The sequence below is a fragment of the Candidatus Zixiibacteriota bacterium genome, from assembly GCA_022865345.1.
Lineage (GTDB): Bacteria > Zixibacteria > MSB-5A5 > MSB-5A5 > RBG-16-43-9 > RBG-16-43-9.
The window spans coordinates 1-17758 of the sequence record JALHSU010000141.1; the positions used below are offsets into that span (position 1 = coordinate 1).

Annotated in this window: 11 protein-coding genes; all 11 read left to right on the top strand. The window is 41.9% G+C overall.

Annotation, left to right across the window (positions count from 1 at the left end; genetic code table 11):
• The first annotated feature begins 194 nt into the window (after positions 1–194).
• The 11 genes from MUP17_06580 to MUP17_06630 all read left to right on the top strand — a co-directional run bounded on the left by MUP17_06580 (position 195) and on the right by MUP17_06630 (position 17058).
• The gene (locus MUP17_06580) at positions 195–2468 is read left to right on the top strand and encodes a fused MFS/spermidine synthase (protein MCJ7458638.1); all 2274 of its coding nucleotides are present in this window, start codon (positions 195–197) and stop codon (positions 2466–2468) included.
• Between the two features lie 159 nt (positions 2469–2627).
• Positions 2628–4340, top strand: coding sequence for a S41 family peptidase (locus tag MUP17_06585; protein MCJ7458639.1), 1713 nt, complete (start codon positions 2628–2630; stop codon positions 4338–4340).
• Between the two features lie 607 nt (positions 4341–4947).
• Positions 4948–5595: a response regulator gene (locus MUP17_06590; GenBank protein ID MCJ7458640.1), complete on the top strand. Its 648-nt coding sequence runs from the start codon at positions 4948–4950 to the stop codon at positions 5593–5595.
• A gap of 45 nt (positions 5596–5640) precedes the next feature.
• Positions 5641–5967, top strand: a complete 327-nt coding sequence (locus MUP17_06595; protein ID MCJ7458641.1) for a hypothetical protein — start codon at positions 5641–5643, stop codon at positions 5965–5967.
• Positions 5968–6119: 152 nt separating this feature from the next.
• Positions 6120–7388 carry a TolC family protein gene (locus MUP17_06600; GenBank protein MCJ7458642.1) on the top strand — a complete coding sequence of 423 codons (1269 nt, stop codon included), beginning with the start codon at positions 6120–6122 and terminating at the stop codon, positions 7386–7388.
• 3 nt (positions 7389–7391) lie between these two features.
• Positions 7392–8624 carry an efflux RND transporter periplasmic adaptor subunit gene (locus MUP17_06605; protein ID MCJ7458643.1) on the top strand — a complete coding sequence of 411 codons (1233 nt, stop codon included), beginning with the start codon at positions 7392–7394 and terminating at the stop codon, positions 8622–8624.
• Between the two features lie 130 nt (positions 8625–8754).
• Positions 8755–11862, top strand: a complete 3108-nt coding sequence (locus tag MUP17_06610) for an efflux RND transporter permease subunit (GenBank protein MCJ7458644.1) — start codon at positions 8755–8757, stop codon at positions 11860–11862.
• A gap of 111 nt (positions 11863–11973) precedes the next feature.
• Entirely contained in the window at positions 11974–13251 is a 1278-nt protein-coding gene (locus MUP17_06615; GenBank protein MCJ7458645.1) for an ATP-binding protein, read from the top strand.
• A gap of 220 nt (positions 13252–13471) precedes the next feature.
• On the top strand, positions 13472–14854 hold the full coding sequence (locus MUP17_06620) for a sigma-54 dependent transcriptional regulator (GenBank protein ID MCJ7458646.1): 1383 nt from the start codon (positions 13472–13474) through the stop codon (positions 14852–14854).
• A 484-nt stretch (positions 14855–15338) separates the two neighbouring features.
• Entirely contained in the window at positions 15339–15545 is a 207-nt protein-coding gene (locus MUP17_06625; protein ID MCJ7458647.1) for a hypothetical protein, read from the top strand.
• 238 nt (positions 15546–15783) lie between these two features.
• Positions 15784–17058 carry a tetratricopeptide repeat protein gene (locus tag MUP17_06630; protein MCJ7458648.1) on the top strand — a complete coding sequence of 425 codons (1275 nt, stop codon included), beginning with the start codon at positions 15784–15786 and terminating at the stop codon, positions 17056–17058.
• The last annotated feature ends 700 nt before the right edge of the window (positions 17059–17758 follow it).

The following is a 17758-nucleotide window of genomic DNA, read 5'->3' on the forward strand; positions in this document are numbered from 1 at the left end:
ACCTTATGAACAAAAAGAAAAAAGTAGCCAAAAAGAAGGAAAGCTACTACTAACTAAAACATGAAAATCCGAGAAACGGATCTGTAGGACAGGACATTTTAACTTTGCAGAAATTAGGACATTTTAATCTTGCTATAACACCCCCTACACCTTTTCCTTGACTTCTCTCTGAAAAGGGTTAGATTTTTTAATTGATGAATCAAAACAAGTTCCTTTTCATCTTATCATGCTTACTTTTAGGCTTTGCCTCAATCCTTTCTCAGATAATCCTTTTTCGGGAGCTGCTTTCTGTCTTTTACGGCAATGAGCTATGCCTGGGGATTCTGCTCTTTGTCTGGCTTTTGTGGGTAGGGTTAGGAAGTAAACTGGGAAATGTCATCTTTGTCTCCAAAAACTTTCTTCTGAAGAATCTTTCTTTCTGGTATTTTCTCTTAGCCATTTTTTCAATCTTAACAATTATAGGAATAAGATACTCCAGAATACTACTGAATGTTCTTCCGGGTGAGATAATCGGATTTGTGCCGATGCTGATCTTCACTTTTCTTATTCTTGGTCCACTGTGTCTGATTTTGGGAATACTCTTTGTTCTGAACTCCACTGTATGGCACCTTGACCCCAAGTTGGGAAAGATGGTGACTAAAGTCTATCTCTGGGAATCACTAGGAGCTGGCCTGGGTGGATTTCTTGGAAGCTTAGTTTTAATTCCACATCTGTCTAACTTCTCTATTCAGGGCTGGCTTTTAATGGTTCTTTTGTTATTCTCCGTTTCACTTATGGTAAGTTTTTCCAAAAGAAAAAAAATCTTTTTTTGGCTTGTCGCTATTCTAGTAATTCTGGCTTTTAAGATGGGAAAACTGGATACCTACCTTGAAGGTAAATCCCTGAACAAGCTATGGAGGGGTCAGCCGGTCGTAAAATCGGTAGATTCAATTTACGGAAATTTAGTCGTCCTGAAAAATAAGGAGCAGATTTCCCTTTATGAAAATGGGTTGCTCTTATTTTCGTATCCAGACGAGTTTTCATCTGAAGAAGCCGTTCTTTATGCCTTAGCGGAACATCCTGAGCCTAAAAGATTACTGCTGATCGGTGGAGGAGCGGGTGGAGCGCTCACTCAAGCTCTGAAATATAAAGACCTGAGAATTGATTATGTGGAGTTAGATCCAAAGATTATCGAGCTGGGGGAAAGTTTTCTGCCAGAAGCAGAGGTCAGAGCCTTAGAGAATGATCGGGTAACTATTATTCATAAAGACGGAAGGCTTTTTGTCAGACAAAAGGCTGAGGAGGGAAAAGGGGGATACGATTTAATAGTCCTGAATCTTCCTGATCCGTATAACGCACAGCTTAATCGATTCTATACAAAGGAATTTTTTGGTTTGGTCAAAAAGCTCTTGTCCCAGGATGGCATTTTTTCCTTCCGGGCTACCTCCTCTGAAAATTATCTAAATCAGGAACAAGTTTCATATATTTCCAGCCTCTACCGCACGTTATCCTCAGAGTTCAAGTCAGTAATTGTGCTTCCCGGCTCAAATAACGTTTTTTTAGCCAGTCAGGGAGAAAATCTGACTTACGACTGGATGAAAATTACTAAGAGCCTGAAAAAGAAAAATATCCAGGCCACTTACATAAACGAGCATTTTTTGAGCAATCGTCTTTCTCCTGAAAGGATAGAATATCTTCTGGGCATCATCAAATCTACTAAAGGAAAGATAAATTACGACCTCAAGCCCATATCTTATTTCTACAACACTGTTTTGTGGAGCACACAGCTCAAATCTTTTGAAAAACCGGCTTTCAGTTTTCTGACTAAACTCGACCCGTTATGGTATTTCCTGGTTGGGTCAGCACTCTCTTTTTCTTTTTTGTTCTTGATCTTCAGACGAGAGAAGTTCGTTACGGGTCTTTCGTTATATGCCATATTTATTGCAGGGTTTTCCTCGATTATTTTAGAGATTTCTATCATCTTGATTTACCAGGTATTCTATGGATATGTTTATTCCAAGATAGGCATATTTCTGACCCTGTTTATGTTAGGGCTTTTTGCCGGAGCTTTATACATTGATAAAAGAAAAGGGGAGACAGGTATGAAGAATTTAAGCTGGTTGCAGGTGCTTCAACTCGTCTTAATCGCATTCTTTCTCCTGTTAATATCAAGTTTCTTTAGATTCAGGTTAAATCCTCACTTCCTTGAATTAATTCTTGGCGGGATGATTGTCTTCTCAGGTTTTATCGGAGGGGCAATCTTTACCTGCGCCAATCAACTCTACCTGCAAATAAGACAGGAGAAAAAAGCAGGCACCGGCTATGCGGTTGACCTTTTTGGGTCAGCCTTTAGCGCTATCTTAATCTCAGCTATCTTTATCCCTCTTTTAGGCATATCCTCGACCCTCTGGCTGATATTCCTTTTGAATTTTATCCTCTGGGGCTTTCTTTACCTCTCTTCCTTCAGAACGAAAACTGCACAACTGTAGTATTTTTGCACAGAGTTAAGTCTCAGACAGGCTGAAGATTAACCGTTTTAAAGGCTTCACTGTTCAAATATTGATATTGACAAAAGAGTATAATTTGTTAGATTTCGAGCAGAGATAGGATGTCTATTCTTGTCATAAACTATTTTTGGTGGAGGCTTTATGTTAGGTGAAAAAAAATATGGAATTATCGCTCTGGTATTAGCTTTAGCCGCGGTCGGAATAATCTGGATAGTGGGCTTAGGCCAGACTGGAGAGCAGACTCTTCAGGCTCAAGCCCAGCCGCAAAACAAAGATACCATAATGGAGTATAGTAAGCTCCTGGCACAGGTAGCTTACAGCATCAATGACCGGTACGTCGAAAACTTAAATCCAAAAGATTTAGGGTATGCCGGAATAAAAGGGATGTTAGATATTTTAGACCCTTTTTCAGATATGCTGGAGAAAAAGACCTTTAACCGGCTGATGGAGTTTACCCATGGGAAGTATGAAGGTCTGGGAATGACTATCGAGAAGAAAGATAAATATATAATCGTCGTTTCTCCGATGGAAGGGACACCAGCTTTCAGGATGGGGTTAAGAGCCGGAGACAAAATAATCGAGATCGACGGCAAATCGGCCTACGGGATGAGCTCTGAGGAGGCTTCAAATCTGATGAGAGGACCTGCTGGCACTAAGGTTACGCTGAAAATAAAAAGAGAGGGCATCGAAGAACCTTTAGATTACGAGATTGAAAGAGCGGTCATCGCGATAAAGAATGTTCCCTATTACGGAGTAGTTGGAGACGGGATCGGATATATCAGGCTTTCCAGATTCTCTGAAGATACCGGAAAAGAACTCAAAGAAGCTATCCGTGACCTCAAAACCAAGAATATCAAGGGACTGATTTTCGATCTTCGTTTTAATGGCGGAGGACTTCTGAATGAAGGGGTCGAGACCTCCAATCAGTTCTTAGATAAGGATAAGTTAGTAGTCTATACCCAAGGAAAAAAACCAGAAGATCTGATCAAATATTTCGCCAAAGAGGACGCTCTTTATCCTGACAAACCATTAGTGGTCCTGGTGGATGAGCAGACCGCCTCTGCCTCAGAGATCGTGGCTGGAGCCATTCAGGACTGGGACCGGGGTGTGATAATCGGTGATACCACTTACGGGAAGGGCCTGGTGCAGACCGTCCTGAACATGCCGGATGATGTCTACCTGAAATTGACCATTGCCAAATACTACATTCCCAGCGGAAGATGCATACAAAAGCCGGAAAAGTCCAAGAAAAATTTAGCCTTAGCTTTCTCAGACGAAGGGGCTGATAGTACCAAGGCAGATAGTACACAAAATGAAATCTTCCACACGAACGGAGGCAGGGTGGTGTATGGAGGTGGTGGGATTGTGCCGGATATTGTCATACCAGCAGAGAAATTCAAACCGATAGAGATGGATATGGAAAGACAGCAGCTTTTCTTCGATTTTGCGGTTAGGTACATTTCCCAGCATAAAGACCTACCCAGGGATTTTGAGGTAGACGATAAGATGATCTCTGATTTCAGGGGTTTTCTTAAAGAGAAGAACTTCACTTATCTCAACCAGGTTGAAGTTTCCCTTCAGGACATGGAAAAGAATATCAATTTAGAGAAGGACAAGGATTCTTTTGCTCCAGCTCTTGCGGAATTGAAAAAGGTAATTCTGAAGTCAAAGGAAAACGATTTTGATAACAGTCTGGATTATATAAAAAAGGCAATTAAAAGAGATCTCCTTTATAGTCTGTATGGAGAAAAAGCCTATTATGAAGGAATTCTTCTGAAAACTGATCCTGTCGTGAAGAAGGCTATAGATATATTGTCGAACAAATCTGAGTACAAAAAGTTTCTTAAGGGATAAGAATATCTCCATAAAAGGTGTAACATAAAAAGACCCCCTTGAAGTTCCATAGGGGGTCTTTTTTTTGAAGGTGCTCCGGTTCCCTAAAGCACAAAGAAGCATTGCTGAGTTAGGATTAGTCATCTATTAACAATATGGTGTGATTATTGATGTTATCTCAATAGTTAAAAGTATTACATTAAGTCAATTACGTAAAGAAAGAGTTCCGAAATAGTTGAATTTGGGAAGACTTTGGAGTGCGAACCTTTAGGTTTGCCAGAATAAATTCTCTTGTTTATCAAGAGGTTAAGGTAAAGCTAAAGTCTTCGCCAGGATCCTGTGGACAAGACCTTGATGGCTTTACACTCCACTATTTCTTCTCCAAATTTGACTTTTTTTAAAATCACAAAGAAATATTTTGAAAGTCTAAGAGTAGAATGGAGCTAACAATAAGACCAGAGGATACTTAAAAGACTTATTTTGTCCGCTTTTTATTAATTTCAAGAGGCTTATTGCCATACTTTTTTTGCCGATAAAAAGATTGAGATTTATTTTCTTTTAGAGAGAAAAAACTTGCATTTTTTTGAATCGGCTTTATAATATGAACCAGAAGAAAATCGGAGAATAGATGCCACAAGAGAAAATCTTAGTAGTGGATGACGAGCTTTTTGTCAGAGAATTGCTCCTTGAATTTTTGGGTAAACAGGGTTTTGAAGTGCACCTGGCCGAATGCGGAGAAAAAGCTCTGGAGGTGGCAAAATCGGTTCCTGTGCAGATTGCGTTGATAGACCTCAAAATGCCGGGAATGGATGGGATCCAGACCCTAAAGGAGCTGAAGAAGATCTCGCCCGAGATTTTAGCGATTATCATGACCGGGTATCCGACCATAGAAAGCGCAGTAGAAGCTTTAAGAAGCGGCGCCTGCGATTACGTGATTAAACCCTTTAAGTTAAATGAGCTAAGAGCCTCTATAGACAAAGCCTTGAAAGAACATCAACTGAAATATGAGATCGACGAGTTGAAAGGAAAAATCAGGAATCTGGAGGAGGAGCTTAAGAACTACCAAAAGGGGACCAAGAATCCTGATCACTTGAAGTTTAACCCTGGCTCCGGTGTCACTCCGATTGCCGGGGGAGCCCTATATGCCAGGGAACAGAAGCCGGCTGATTCAGTAGTCTTAGAGCAGATTAAAAAATTAGGAGAGCTGAAAGATAAAGGATTAATCACCGACCAGGAGTTCGAGCTTAAAAAAGGGGAGCTTTTAGACAGGCTATAAACTACCGTTAAAACGTTTTTTTGAAGATGGTCAAGTCCTTCTGCCATGAGTTCTAATCTCCTGCCTCTTTACCATAAACTACTCAGGGATTACGATAAAGTCCTGAATCTGACTGATAAACTAATTTACGTATTACAGACAAAAGAAACGGAAGAAAACATAAATTCGCTTTTAGATCAAAGGCTCCGGATCACTCAGACGATTCAAGAAATGACCCGGAGCCTTTCTGAATTCAATCCTCCAAATTCTCAAAAAGCTGACCTGCAGACAGTAGAACAACTCAAATCTATCCATAAAAAATTAGAAGAAAAAACCAGTCTTTTGGAGAAGAAAGAAAAAGAGCTGGAAAAGCTGGCAGGGGATTTGAGTTAAATTTTATTCCGTCACATCAACTTATAGATGTTTCTTCGAAAGGGGGGGCGCTTTGTTATCTACATAATTTCTCACCAATTTACCTAAAATCTATTGACATGGTTTTGGTTTATTGTTTATATACATATCACGAATACAGGGAAGGAGGGTGGATGAACAGATCTATTGGATTTCTTGCTTTTATTTTGATCTTATTTTTTCCTTTAAACCAAGCTTTTTGCCAGACTGACTTGGACACTCTTTTCACACTGGAAAAAGTTGTTTCTTCAGCTCTGAAGGATAACCCTGATCTAAAAGCGAGTTACCAGCTCTGGCAGGCATCGAGAAACCGAATTTCTCAGGCTCTTGCTCCATCCAAACCTCAATTGGGGGTGAGGTATGAGGGACTGCCTCTCGGTAGCTTTAACCTCAGCAAATATGAGTTAAGGACTTTTCTTTTTAGCCAGGAGCTGATGTTTCCTTCAAAGTATTTTTCTATGAGTAAAATGTCAGTATCTGAGTCGGACATGGCTTCCTCTTTTTATCAGGACAAAAAATTTGAAATAACCCAGAAGTCGAAATCTGCGTATCTGGACCTTTTTCTAAATTTAAAAAGCATTGAGATCATTCAGGAAAACCTGAACCTGTTAGAGCATTTCTTGAAAGTTGCTCAGATCAAATATTCCACCGGCGAAGCCCCTCAGAGCGACATACTCAAAGCCCAGGTGGAATTGGCCAGGATGAACAACGAGCTGGTGACTATGAAAGCTATGCTGGAGGTATCTAAGGGAAGGTTAAATATCCTGATGAACCGTCTGCCTTCCACCCCTCTTTCCATTCAAACCGATATCGCAATACCAGATTTTACCTGGGTTCTTTTTGATCTGCAGGATAAAGCCTCATATTCAAATCCTATGTTATCCGCCTCAAAATCGATGGTTGATGCACAGAAAAGCTCTTTTTCTCTGGCTAAACAGGGTTATCTTCCAGATTTTATGTTTGAATATATGCGAATGAAAACAAATCAGGGGATGAGAGACTGGGGCTTAGAGTTCAGGACCAGCATACCATTCTGGTTTTTTTTGAAAGAGAAAAACGAAGTGAGTGAGAAAAAGGCGAATCTTCTCTCAGCCGAATCTGGTTATCAAAATATGAAAAACGAGGTCTCCTTTGAGGTGCAGATGGCTTATGTTAACACCCAGGCAAGTTATCGACTGATGAAACTGTATCAGGAAAGCTTCTTAGCTCAGGCAGAAGAAGCCTTAAGAGTGGCTGAAGCAAACTACACGGCTAATTTGACCGATTTTTTGACTCTTCTGGATGCTCAGAGAACTTTAAGAGAAACAAGATTAGATTATTATAAAGCCATAGTTGATTATCTACAAAATTTAGCTTCTTTAGAAAGAGCTGTCGGAGCTAATCTATATGGTTGGGGAGGATAAGATATGTTTAGAAAATTTCTCATCTTATGTTTATGCTTTTCCGGTATTTTGCTTTTTACCATCTGTTCTAAGAGAAAAACGGAAGACCACAAAGCGATGGAACATGGTGCTCCTTCTTCTCAATCCGGGACTGAAACGGAAGAAAAGGTGATGTTAACCCCGGAGTCTGAGCAAGAAATCGGGGTGAAATTGGAGAAAGTGGATTATCGTATCCTGACCAAGACCATAAGAACCGTGGGGAAAATCGATTTCAATGAGGAAAAGTTGGTTTATGTTACGCCGCGCTTGGGTGGAAGGGTGGATAAGATTCTGGTCAACTATGTGGGTTATCAGTTGCAAAAAGATGAGCCTTTGGTTTATATATACAGTCCTAATTATCTTTCGGCTGAACAGGAATATATTGAAGGCATAAACAACTTAGAAAAAGCTCAAGCCAGCCAGTCTTCTGGAGCCATAGAGTCTGCCAAAGATCTGGTAGAATCTTCAAAAACAAAACTCCTGCTTTTAGGTGTCAAGGAATACCACATAGAAGACTTAGAAAAAAGCCGCCAACCTCAGCCATTACTGATGATTCATAGCCCGATATCTGGAACAGTTACCGAGAAGAATATAATCCTTGGAAAATATGTGAGCGAGAGTGATAATCTCTATACCATAGCAGATTTATCTGAGGTCTGGATGTATGCGGAAGTTTATGAACAGGATTTAGCCGGGATAAAGACAGGAGAATCGGTTAAGATAATTTCACCGGCTTATCCAGAGGAGACCTTTGAAGGGAAGATAACTTATGTCGGCTCTGTGGTCTCAGGTGAAACCAGGACCGTTCAGATTAGGTGCACGTTAGCCAATAAGGGCTTAAAACTGAAGCCCGGAATGTACGTGGATGTCTATTTACAGATAAAATCTCCAAAATCCCAATTAGCCATTCCCGGCTCAGCGGTTCTTATGACCGGAGTAAGAAACATAGTCTTCGTCTCAGAAGGTAATGGAGTCTACAATAGAAGAGAGGTCAAAATCGGAGAAGAGGAGGATGGATATTTTCGGGTTTATTCTGGATTGAACCAGGGGGAGATGGTCGTAACCCAGGGTAACTTTTTAATCGATTCCCAGAGCCAGCTTGAAAAAGGAATGGGTGCAATGCCGGGTATGCCCGGAATGGAGCCGAAGGAAAAGAAAACTCCTCAGAAAGAGAAGAAGGCTGAGGAAAAGAAGATGGAGAAGATGGAAGGGATGTGAAGACTCAAATGTGGCTGTCGGGTCCCCTGACCTGACGGAAAATGTTTGCTTGCCTGGTCAGTCCCGCCAAGGGCGGGATGTCAAGCACTTGAACATATGCCAATAGTTACTGTTATAAATTGGAGCACTTGTGATTGATAAATTAATTGATGTCTCCTTAAGAAATAGATTCCTCTTGATAGCATTTTATATCCTGGTAATTCTCTGGGGGATCTGGTCAGTTAAAAATACCCCGATTGATGCTATCCCTGACCTTTCAGAAAATCAGGTCATAGTTTTCACCGACTGGTCTGGCCGCTCACCTCAGGAGGTAGAGGATCAGATAACCTATCCTTTGACTGTCAATTTACAGGGGTTAGCCGGAGTCAAAGCGGTCAGATCTGCCTCAGCCTTCGGATTCTCAATGATAACCGTGATTTTCGAGGATAGGATTGATCTCTATTTTGCCCGCACCCGGGTGGCGGAAAGACTGAGTCTGGCTTCAAGTTTTTTACCAGAGGGGGTTGTTCCTACCTTAGGCCCAGATGCTACTGGCTTAGGACAAATATTCTGGTACACTCTGGAAAGTAAGAATCATTCCCTAGAAGAACTGCGCACCCTGCAGGACTGGTTTGTGCGCTATCAATTGAACTCTGTTCCAGGTGTGGCTGAAATAGGCTCCATTGGCGGATTTGTCAAGCAGTACCAGATAGACGTGGATCCGAATAAGCTCAGGGCTTACAATGTCGATCTGAAGATGGTCTTTGAAGCGGTGATGATGAGTAACTCCAATGTGGGCGGGAAGGTCATCGAGAAAAACGGTATGGAGTTTATCCTGAGGGGTATAGGCTTAATTCAATCAGTGGAAGATGTAAAAAACATAGTCGTCGACTCCCGAAATGGTGTGCCAGTTTATGTAAAGAACGTTGCAATTGTGCAGTTAGGTCCTGAGTTCAGGAGGGGAGCTTTAGATAAAGATGGAAAAGAGGTGGTGGGCGGAGTAGTGGTGATGAGGTATGGAGAGAACACCATGGATGTCATCAACCGGGTAAAACAGAAGATAGAAGAAATCAAGCCCGCTTTGCCTCAAGGTGTAAAGGTTATCCCCTTTTATGACCGGACCGATTTAATCAAAGCTACAGAGCATACTTTAAAGAGAGCCTTGATAGAAGAAAGCATCCTGGTCTTTTTGGTCATTCTTATCTTTCTAGGACATTTCTTAAGCACATTTATAGTCATCACCAGCCTTCCCATCGGGGTGCTGATCGCTTTCATCTTTATGCGCTATTTGGGAATCACTTCCAACATCATGTCCTTAGGAGGTATCGCCATAGCCATAGGCGTGATGGTGGATGCCGGGATTGTGATCGTTGAGAACTCATTCAGGCATTTGGAGAAGCTTGATGATAAGACTAAAAAGCTGGAGACTGTGGCACTCGCCGCCAAAGAGGTTGGCAGGCCTATTTTTTTCTCGATGGTCATAATCATCCTGGCTTTTGTGCCGGTTTTCAGCCTTCAAGGTCAGGAAGGTAAATTATTTCATCCTCTGGCATTTACAAAGACTTTAGCTATGATCGGTGCATCGATTTTAGCTATAACCTGGGTGCCGGTCCTGTCCACCTATTTGCTCAGAGGCAAATTAAGATCAGAAGAAAAGCATCCCCTGAATAGATTTCTGATGAAACTGTACGAGCCCGTACTTTTATTTGCCTTAAAACATAAAAAGATCGTTATAGGGAGTGCTTTAATTATCTTAGTAGGTGCTTTCCTTTTAATCCCTCTTATCGGTAGCGAGTTTATGCCTCCGCTTGAAGAGGGGAAAATACTTTATATGCCTACTCTTCTCCCTGCGGTCTCTTTAACCCAGGCTATGGAAATCGTAAAAAAGCAGGATATGATTTTAGAAGGCTTTCCAGAAGTTGAATCTGTTGTAGGGAAAGTCGGCAGAGCAGAAACTGCCACAGACCCTGCTCCTATAAGTATGATAGAGACGGTCGTCAACTTAAAACCGAAGGAAAAATGGCGTAAAGGGATGACTAAGGATAAATTGATAAAAGAGATGGATGAAAAATTATCTGTCATACCGGGAGTAGCGGGTGCTTTCACTCAACCGATCAGGAATAGAATCGATATGCTTACTACCGGCGTGCGGACTCAGGTGGGAATTAAAATCTTCGGTTCGGATTTGAAGGTGTTAGAGGAAAAGTCTCAAGAGATTGAAAGAGTAGTGCGAATGGTTCCCGGAGCCACGGATATTTATGCAGAAAGGGTTATCGCTTCTCCTTACCTGGAAATAAAAATAGACCGGAATGAGGTGGCAAGGTACGGTATAAAATTGGGTGACGTTATGGACGTAGTGGAAACTGCTATCGGAGGGAAAAATCTGACAACTACGATTGAAGGAAGGGCTCGTTTTCCAGTCAGGGTCAGGTATGCCCGGGAGCTGAGGGACAATATAAATGCTTTAAAAAATATCCTGGTCTCAGCCCCTAATGGCGCACAGATTCCTCTAAGCCAGTTGTCTGAAATAAGTATAAATATGGGACCATATATGATCTCCAGCGAAAACGGTCTTTTGAGGAATATTGTTCAGCTAAATGTCCGGGGAAGAGATTTAGTGGGGTTTGTGGAAGAAGCAAAGAGATTAGTTCAAAAAGAAGTGAAACTTCCTGCTGGCTATTTTGTCAGCTGGAGCGGGCAGTATGAAAATCAGGTAAGGGCAAAAGAGAGGTTGAAGATTGTGGTTCCTCTGGTTTTGTTTATTATACTTATGCTTTTATATATCATTTACAGATCGTTCAAAGAGGCTTTGTTGATTATTGCCTCTATTCCCTTCGCTATGGTTGGCGGGATTTTACTTTTGTTTATCTTAGGTTATAACTTCAGCGTGGCTGTCTGGGTGGGGTTCATCGCCCTTTTCGGAACTGCAGTTGAGACCGGCGTGGTTATGGTAGTATATTTAGATGAGGCTATAAAAAGAAGAGGACTCTCAAATATCAAAGATAAGTCCGAGATAAGAGAAGCAGTCATAGAGGGAGCCTTGCTGAGGTTGAGACCCAAGCTCATGACCGTAGGAGCCATAATCCTTGGTCTGCTCCCGGTGATGTGGGCCAAAGAGGCAGGCTCCGAGGTAATGAAACCTATAGCCACCCCGGTGATCGGAGGAATGATCACCTCCACTCTTCTGGTCTTGATTGTAATTCCAGTAATCTATGAGTGGATGAAGGAGAGGGAGTGGAGAAAAACGAATAAACTGTAGTTTTCGCTGGCTATAGAGTTAGTAAAATTTTCTATTTCACCGAGAGGCGATAAAATTTCTGTTGCAATCCCCTTTAATTTACTTATATTTCAAAAAAACTGGAGATGTTAAATGGCAGAAGAGGGAAAAGGAGAAATCACCCAGGAACAGTTGGAAGCCTTTGCTGATTCTTATGCCTCCTTCAATAAGACCATCGAGAAACTCCATCAAGCCTATAAGGATTTAGAACAAAAGTTTGAAAATCTAAACCTCGAATTAGAACATACCAACCTCAAGCTCAGGGAGAGCTTAGCCGAGAAGGAAAAGGTCACCAACTATCTCAACAATATTCTTGAAAGCCTGACCTCCGGAGTCCTGGTCGTAAGCTTAGAAGAAAAGATTACCCTTTTTAACCGGGCCGCAGAAGAAATCACCGGCTATAAAACTGATGAAGTCTTAAATAGTCCCTATTTAAAGATCATGGGTGGGGGGGTAGATATTCAATCCACTCCAGTTCATACTTTGCGGGCCGGGGTTTCCCATTTAAATGAAGAGAAAGAAATTTTGACTAAATCACAGACTAAAATACCTTTAGGATATGCGACTTCTCTCTTAAGAGATAGTGAAGGGAATATCTTAGGTGCCGTGGAAGTATTTTTTGACCTTTCCAAGATCAAGAAGCTGGAAGAGGAGATTGCCAGGGTAAGGACTTTAGCCGCCTTAGGCGAGATGGCGGCAACTGTTGCCCACGAGGTCAAAAACCCATTAGGCGGGATCTCCGGTTTTGCTGACCTACTGAACCGGGATATTGAAGAAGGGGACCCCAGAAAAAAATACGTCAAGAAAGTAATCGAGGGAGTGGACATTTTAAACCGGATCGTGATGAATCTCTTAGATTATACCCGCAGTATAAAATTAGATGTAAGACCCATAGATTTTGTGAAGTTCCTGGATGAAGTGGTTGGTTTTTTTGAAATGGACATTCTAAGGGAGAAAAAGAACATAAAAATTGAGCGCTTCTATCCAAGCGAGAAGTGCGGCTGTTTTCTGGATGCAGAAAAGTTCAAGCAGGTGGTTTTAAATCTCCTGTATAATGCTTCCCAGGCTCTGCCCGATGGTGGTCTTATTCAGCTTTCTGCAGGTCAGGAAACGAGGAGTCTTGAAAATAAAATACCAAATTCGACTGCTGAGCAAATAATTTCCTTAAAGATTAAAGATAATGGTATCGGTATGAGTGAGGAGGTAAAAGATAAGCTCTTCACTCCCTTTTTCACGACCAAGGAGAAAGGAACTGGTCTGGGACTTTCCACCGTCAAAAAAATCGTGCAGGCGCATAAGGGTGAGATAGAGGTAGACAGCAAGTTGGGAAAGGGAACTACGGTAACGATATTTATTCCCAAAAGCGGGTGAAAAGTAACAAGAGCGACCCTAAAAAAGGGTCTATTGAAAAATTAGAACAGATGGAGTGTCATTCTGACCCCGCCTGTGGCGGGGGAAGAATCTCCACAAAAATCAATGAGATTCTTCGGTCGTTCCGCCTTCGGCGGAGACTCCCTCAGAATGACAGGGAGCGTTTTTTCAGCACGCCAAGAACGGGTCGCCCTACGGAAAAAAGGAGGCGAATAGAAAATTGTTAGAGAAAAGGGTTTTGGTGGTGGATGATGACAATTTGATGAAAGATTCCCTGAGCGAGATTCTCACCCGCTCAAATTACCAAGTTGACTTAGCTTCCAGCGGAGAAGAAGCGCTGAGCAAATTAAAAATGAGGGAATACGATGTCATCATCTCGGATATAAGAATGCCCAAGCTGGATGGTATGGAGCTTTTGAAAGCTGTCAAGGGGAACTGTCCGGATACGAAAATTATCATGATGACCGCATTTGGCACAATAGAGAATGCAGTCGAGGCAATGAAATTAGGTGCTTACGATTATATTATGAAGCCTTTCAAAGCCGATGAGATCGAGCTGGTGGTTGCCAATGCCTTTGAATTTAAAAAGCTTTTGATTGAAAACCGGATGCTGAAAACCGAGGTGGCTGGCAAATACCGGTTTCAGAACATAATCGGGAAAGCTCCCCAGATGCAGAAAATTTTTGAGATGGTGGATATGATTGCAGACAGCCGCTCATCCGTTTTGCTTACAGGGGAGTCCGGAACAGGTAAGGAGCTAATCGCCAAGGCAATCCATTATAACAGCCCTCGGAAAGATGGACCCTTTATCAAGATAAACTGTGCCGCCTTGCCTGAAGGATTGGTGGAATCCGAGCTTTTCGGGCATGAGAAAGGGGCTTTTACCGGAGCAATCCGCCAGACCAGAGGAAGGTTTGAGATGGCGCATGGTGGTAGTCTGCTCTTAGACGAGATTAGCGAAATCACTCCCGGCTTACAGGCAAAACTCTTAAGAGTATTGCAGGAAAGGGAATTTGAAAGGGTCGGCTCAGGACAATCTATTCAGGTAGACGTGCGGGTTATCTCTACCTCCAATAAAAACTTAGAGGAGGAGATAAAGAAAGGAAAGTTCAGGGAGGACCTTTTCTTCCGCTTAAATGTCATACCCATTCCTCTTCCTGCTCTAAGGGAAAAGAAAGAAGACGTGCCTCTTTTAGCAGAGCATTTTCTACAAAAATATAATCAAGAAAATAATAAGAAGGTTCAGGGCATTTCGGAAAAGGTCTACCAGCTTTTGATGGAATATCACTGGCCCGGGAATGTCAGGGAGTTGGAAAACTATATCGAAAGGGCTGTGGTAACCACAAGAAATAAAATTCTGACACCTGTGGATTTTCCCCCGGAGCTGTTCTTCAAGAAAGCAGAATATGATGATTCAGGTTTAAAAGTAGGCTGCACAATTGCGGATATGGAGAAAGCCCTGATCCTCAAAACCCTCGAAGTTTATGGCGGGAACAAGACCAAAGCGGCAGAGGTTTTAGGGGTTTCCTCCCGCACTCTAAGGAATAAATTGCAGGAATACGGGATGAAAGAAGAAAAAGAGCAGGGAGCAAGTAGCACGTAGCCTGTAGCCCCATGTCATTCTGAGGGAGTCCCCTACGGGGACGACCGAAGAATCTAATCGAACGTGAGCTGGAATAGATTCTTCGCCCTGCGGGCTCAGAATGACACTCATACAAATGTCATACAGATCGTAGCGAAGCCAGTAGCCCCACCTTGCCTCCAAGGTGGGCTAATCGTGTCATTGCGAGGAGGTCATTTGACCGACGAAGCAATCCCAACAGAATGTAGTGCGAGGCTTTTAGCCTCGCAATGCGACCCTAAAAAGGTCGCACTACGAAAATGTAGCGGAAGGCTTCAGCCTTCCAGAGAAATCGTAGCGTTGCCACTCCTGTGGCAACGAATTGATTTCATAGCATAAACGTCCTCACAGGAGTGAGGACGCTACAAAGTGTAACCGAAATGAGAGAACAAAGTCTAAATAAGTGTTCGCAGCCACTTTAGTGGCGTAGATAACCTGACTAAAGTCAGTTAGAATAAATCAGACCATGAGAGAACAGAGTTTAAATAAGTTCTTAGGTATCGTCTCGGTTGAAGAAAGAGTGATTAAAGACTACAAGGAAATTCCCTGCAAGGATATGGACGTGGATTGTTTTGCCTTTGACGGGAGAGTTCCTTTTGGCAGTTATGAAAAATGCTATAAATATGCCCCGGAATTAGGGAGATGTGTTTTCTGTGAGTGGGGGAGAGGGTAAAAATACACGCGTGGCCGTCCGCCAAAGGCGGATCAGGGCTCGGCAGAGGTCTGAAACCTCTGCTACGCGAGCCTTTGGGCTTTTCTAAGGTTCACTTTTCACCTCCTGTTTAATCCACCAGCTTAGCAGAAGGTGAAAAAACCGTCAAATTTCTCTTGACTATTTAGAGCTGACCTAACTATTTATTACCTGTTACCTTGATCTGAAATGTAAATTCTAATTCATAAAGGAGGAATGCATGAGACACATATTTATCTTTTTGTTGATCATTAGCGTTATAGCTGGGTGTAGCAAGAAACCAGTAGATAAAGCAAAGCAGTTTATAGAGGCAGGAATGTACGGAGACGCTATTCCTCTTCTGGAAGAGGAAATACAGAAAAACCCAAAGAACACAGAAGCTCATTACTTACTGGGAATGGCTTTTCTAAATTTAGGAGAAGAAGACGGAGCTAGTCAGTCCTTTGACAGGGCTATTAAGTTAGACCAGAAGAAGTATACCAAAAAAACAACCGAAGCCTATAACAAGACTGGTCTCAATTTCTTAGGTCAGGACACGCCTGCTGGGGTCAGAAGAGGATTGAGGTATCTTGACCAGGCACTGGATACAGATGCATCACTCAAATCAGAAATCTCAAAAGCTTATCGAGATAGAGGGATTGCGCTTGCAAAAAACGACAAATCGCTTAGTTATACATTATTGGTCAGAGCCCTTGAATTGGATCCGAATCTAAAACGAGACAACGATTTTTATTATGCTCTATACATAGAAGATGTGGAGGATCCTGAACTTAAAAACAAAGGTTGCGAAGATTTTCTATCGCTCTTCCCTGAGAGTAAACATGTTGAAGATGTCCTTTACTCAATGGGCAACTATCAATATTATATAGCAGATTATCAAAAGGCAAAACAGTACTTTAGTCAACTTGGTGAACGGTATCCAGATACTGAGTTGGGCAAGAAAGCCAAGGTTATGGTGGACAACATCACAAAGATGGAACAGGAAATAGGACAAGCAGAGCTAGAAAGAGCAAGGAAGATAAAGCAAATGGAAATTGAAAAGGCGGAGAGGCTAAAGCAAATGCAAATTGAGGCAGCGGAAAAACAGAAGCAAATGGAAATCGAAAGGGCAAGGCTAGAAAAAGAGGCTAAAATTAAAGAATCAGAACGTCAGTTACAAGAGGCACAAGCTCGCACAATATTTGAAGGAACCTGGATACTTAGCTATGTATATCAAGGCAAGAATAAGGTAGGAAAGTTAAATCTGGACATTTCTGGCAATATTTTGACTGGTAGTTTGAATACCGGATTTACTCTTGCCACCATCGACGCTTATTGTTCAGTTTCAGGGACTGTTGATGGTAATAGTTTTTCGGTAAAACGGACATGCGATGAATGGGGAGGTGGGCAATTCCAAATTTGGTCAGGGAGGGTGGACCCAAAAAATAATAGAATGCAAGGTACCTTTACATGGAAAGGAAACACTTACTCGTTCTCGGGTACTAAAGAAAAATAAGTGGTCGAGCTACCTCACCACCGGAAAGTCTTAATTTCCCACTTTGGCTAAAGTGGGAAATTTTTTGCTTGACAAGCCCACTATTAGGGGGTAAAATTACCCCTGAAGTGAAATAAATTTCACTTTTAAAAGTAATAGGGAAATATGTTTTTCAAAGTCGATGCACTGCGTTTCAAAAGCGATCGGTCTGGTAAATTTTTTGGAAGCCTTGTCCTTTCAAAAGGAAATTATTTCCTAAAGATAGTTAGGCTTAGCTTCATTTATAAATTTAGTACTTCCTCTTAACCTTCGGTTATACATAAAATTAGCGCCTAAATTTAAATTCATTCTCTACAGGCACGAGATTTGCTAAAAAGCAGATTGTCGAATTATATCAAAAAAGCAGGGAGCGGGTAGCTGGGAGCCGGTAAAAAGCAGGTGGTAGGTAATAGGTGATAGGTCGAAGGAATTTTTGCGTGGAGTAAGCGACTATGAACGGGTCGCTCTATGAAAAGAAAAAATGTAGTGGAAGGCTTCAGCCTTCCACACAAAAGATGGAGGTCTGAAGACCTCCGCTACAAAAGGCAAATCAGAGAAAAAGAATGAATCTAACCGAACTTAAGAACCAATTAGTTAACCTCTGGGGTCAGATGAGTCTGTTAAAGAGGGTTACCTTAGGAGTTTTGTGCTTAATTATTTTTTCGGGATTAATTGTTATCTA

What these genes read in the sequence shown, in the direction of transcription:
- MUP17_06580 (MCJ7458638.1), top strand. Translation starts at nt 195, where the DNA reads ATGAATCAAAACAAGTTCCTTTTCATCTTATCATGCTTACTTTTAGGC.
- MUP17_06585 (MCJ7458639.1), top strand. Translation starts at nt 2,628, where the DNA reads ATGTTAGGTGAAAAAAAATATGGAATTATCGCTCTGGTATTAGCTTTA.
- MUP17_06590 (MCJ7458640.1), top strand. Translation starts at nt 4,948, where the DNA reads ATGCCACAAGAGAAAATCTTAGTAGTGGATGACGAGCTTTTTGTCAGA.
- MUP17_06595 (MCJ7458641.1), top strand. Translation starts at nt 5,641, where the DNA reads ATGAGTTCTAATCTCCTGCCTCTTTACCATAAACTACTCAGGGATTAC.
- MUP17_06600 (MCJ7458642.1), top strand. Translation starts at nt 6,120, where the DNA reads ATGAACAGATCTATTGGATTTCTTGCTTTTATTTTGATCTTATTTTTT.
- MUP17_06605 (MCJ7458643.1), top strand. Translation starts at nt 7,392, where the DNA reads ATGTTTAGAAAATTTCTCATCTTATGTTTATGCTTTTCCGGTATTTTG.
- MUP17_06615 (MCJ7458645.1), top strand. Translation starts at nt 11,974, where the DNA reads ATGGCAGAAGAGGGAAAAGGAGAAATCACCCAGGAACAGTTGGAAGCC.
- MUP17_06625 (MCJ7458647.1), top strand. Translation starts at nt 15,339, where the DNA reads ATGAGAGAACAGAGTTTAAATAAGTTCTTAGGTATCGTCTCGGTTGAA.
- MUP17_06630 (MCJ7458648.1), top strand. Translation starts at nt 15,784, where the DNA reads ATGAGACACATATTTATCTTTTTGTTGATCATTAGCGTTATAGCTGGG.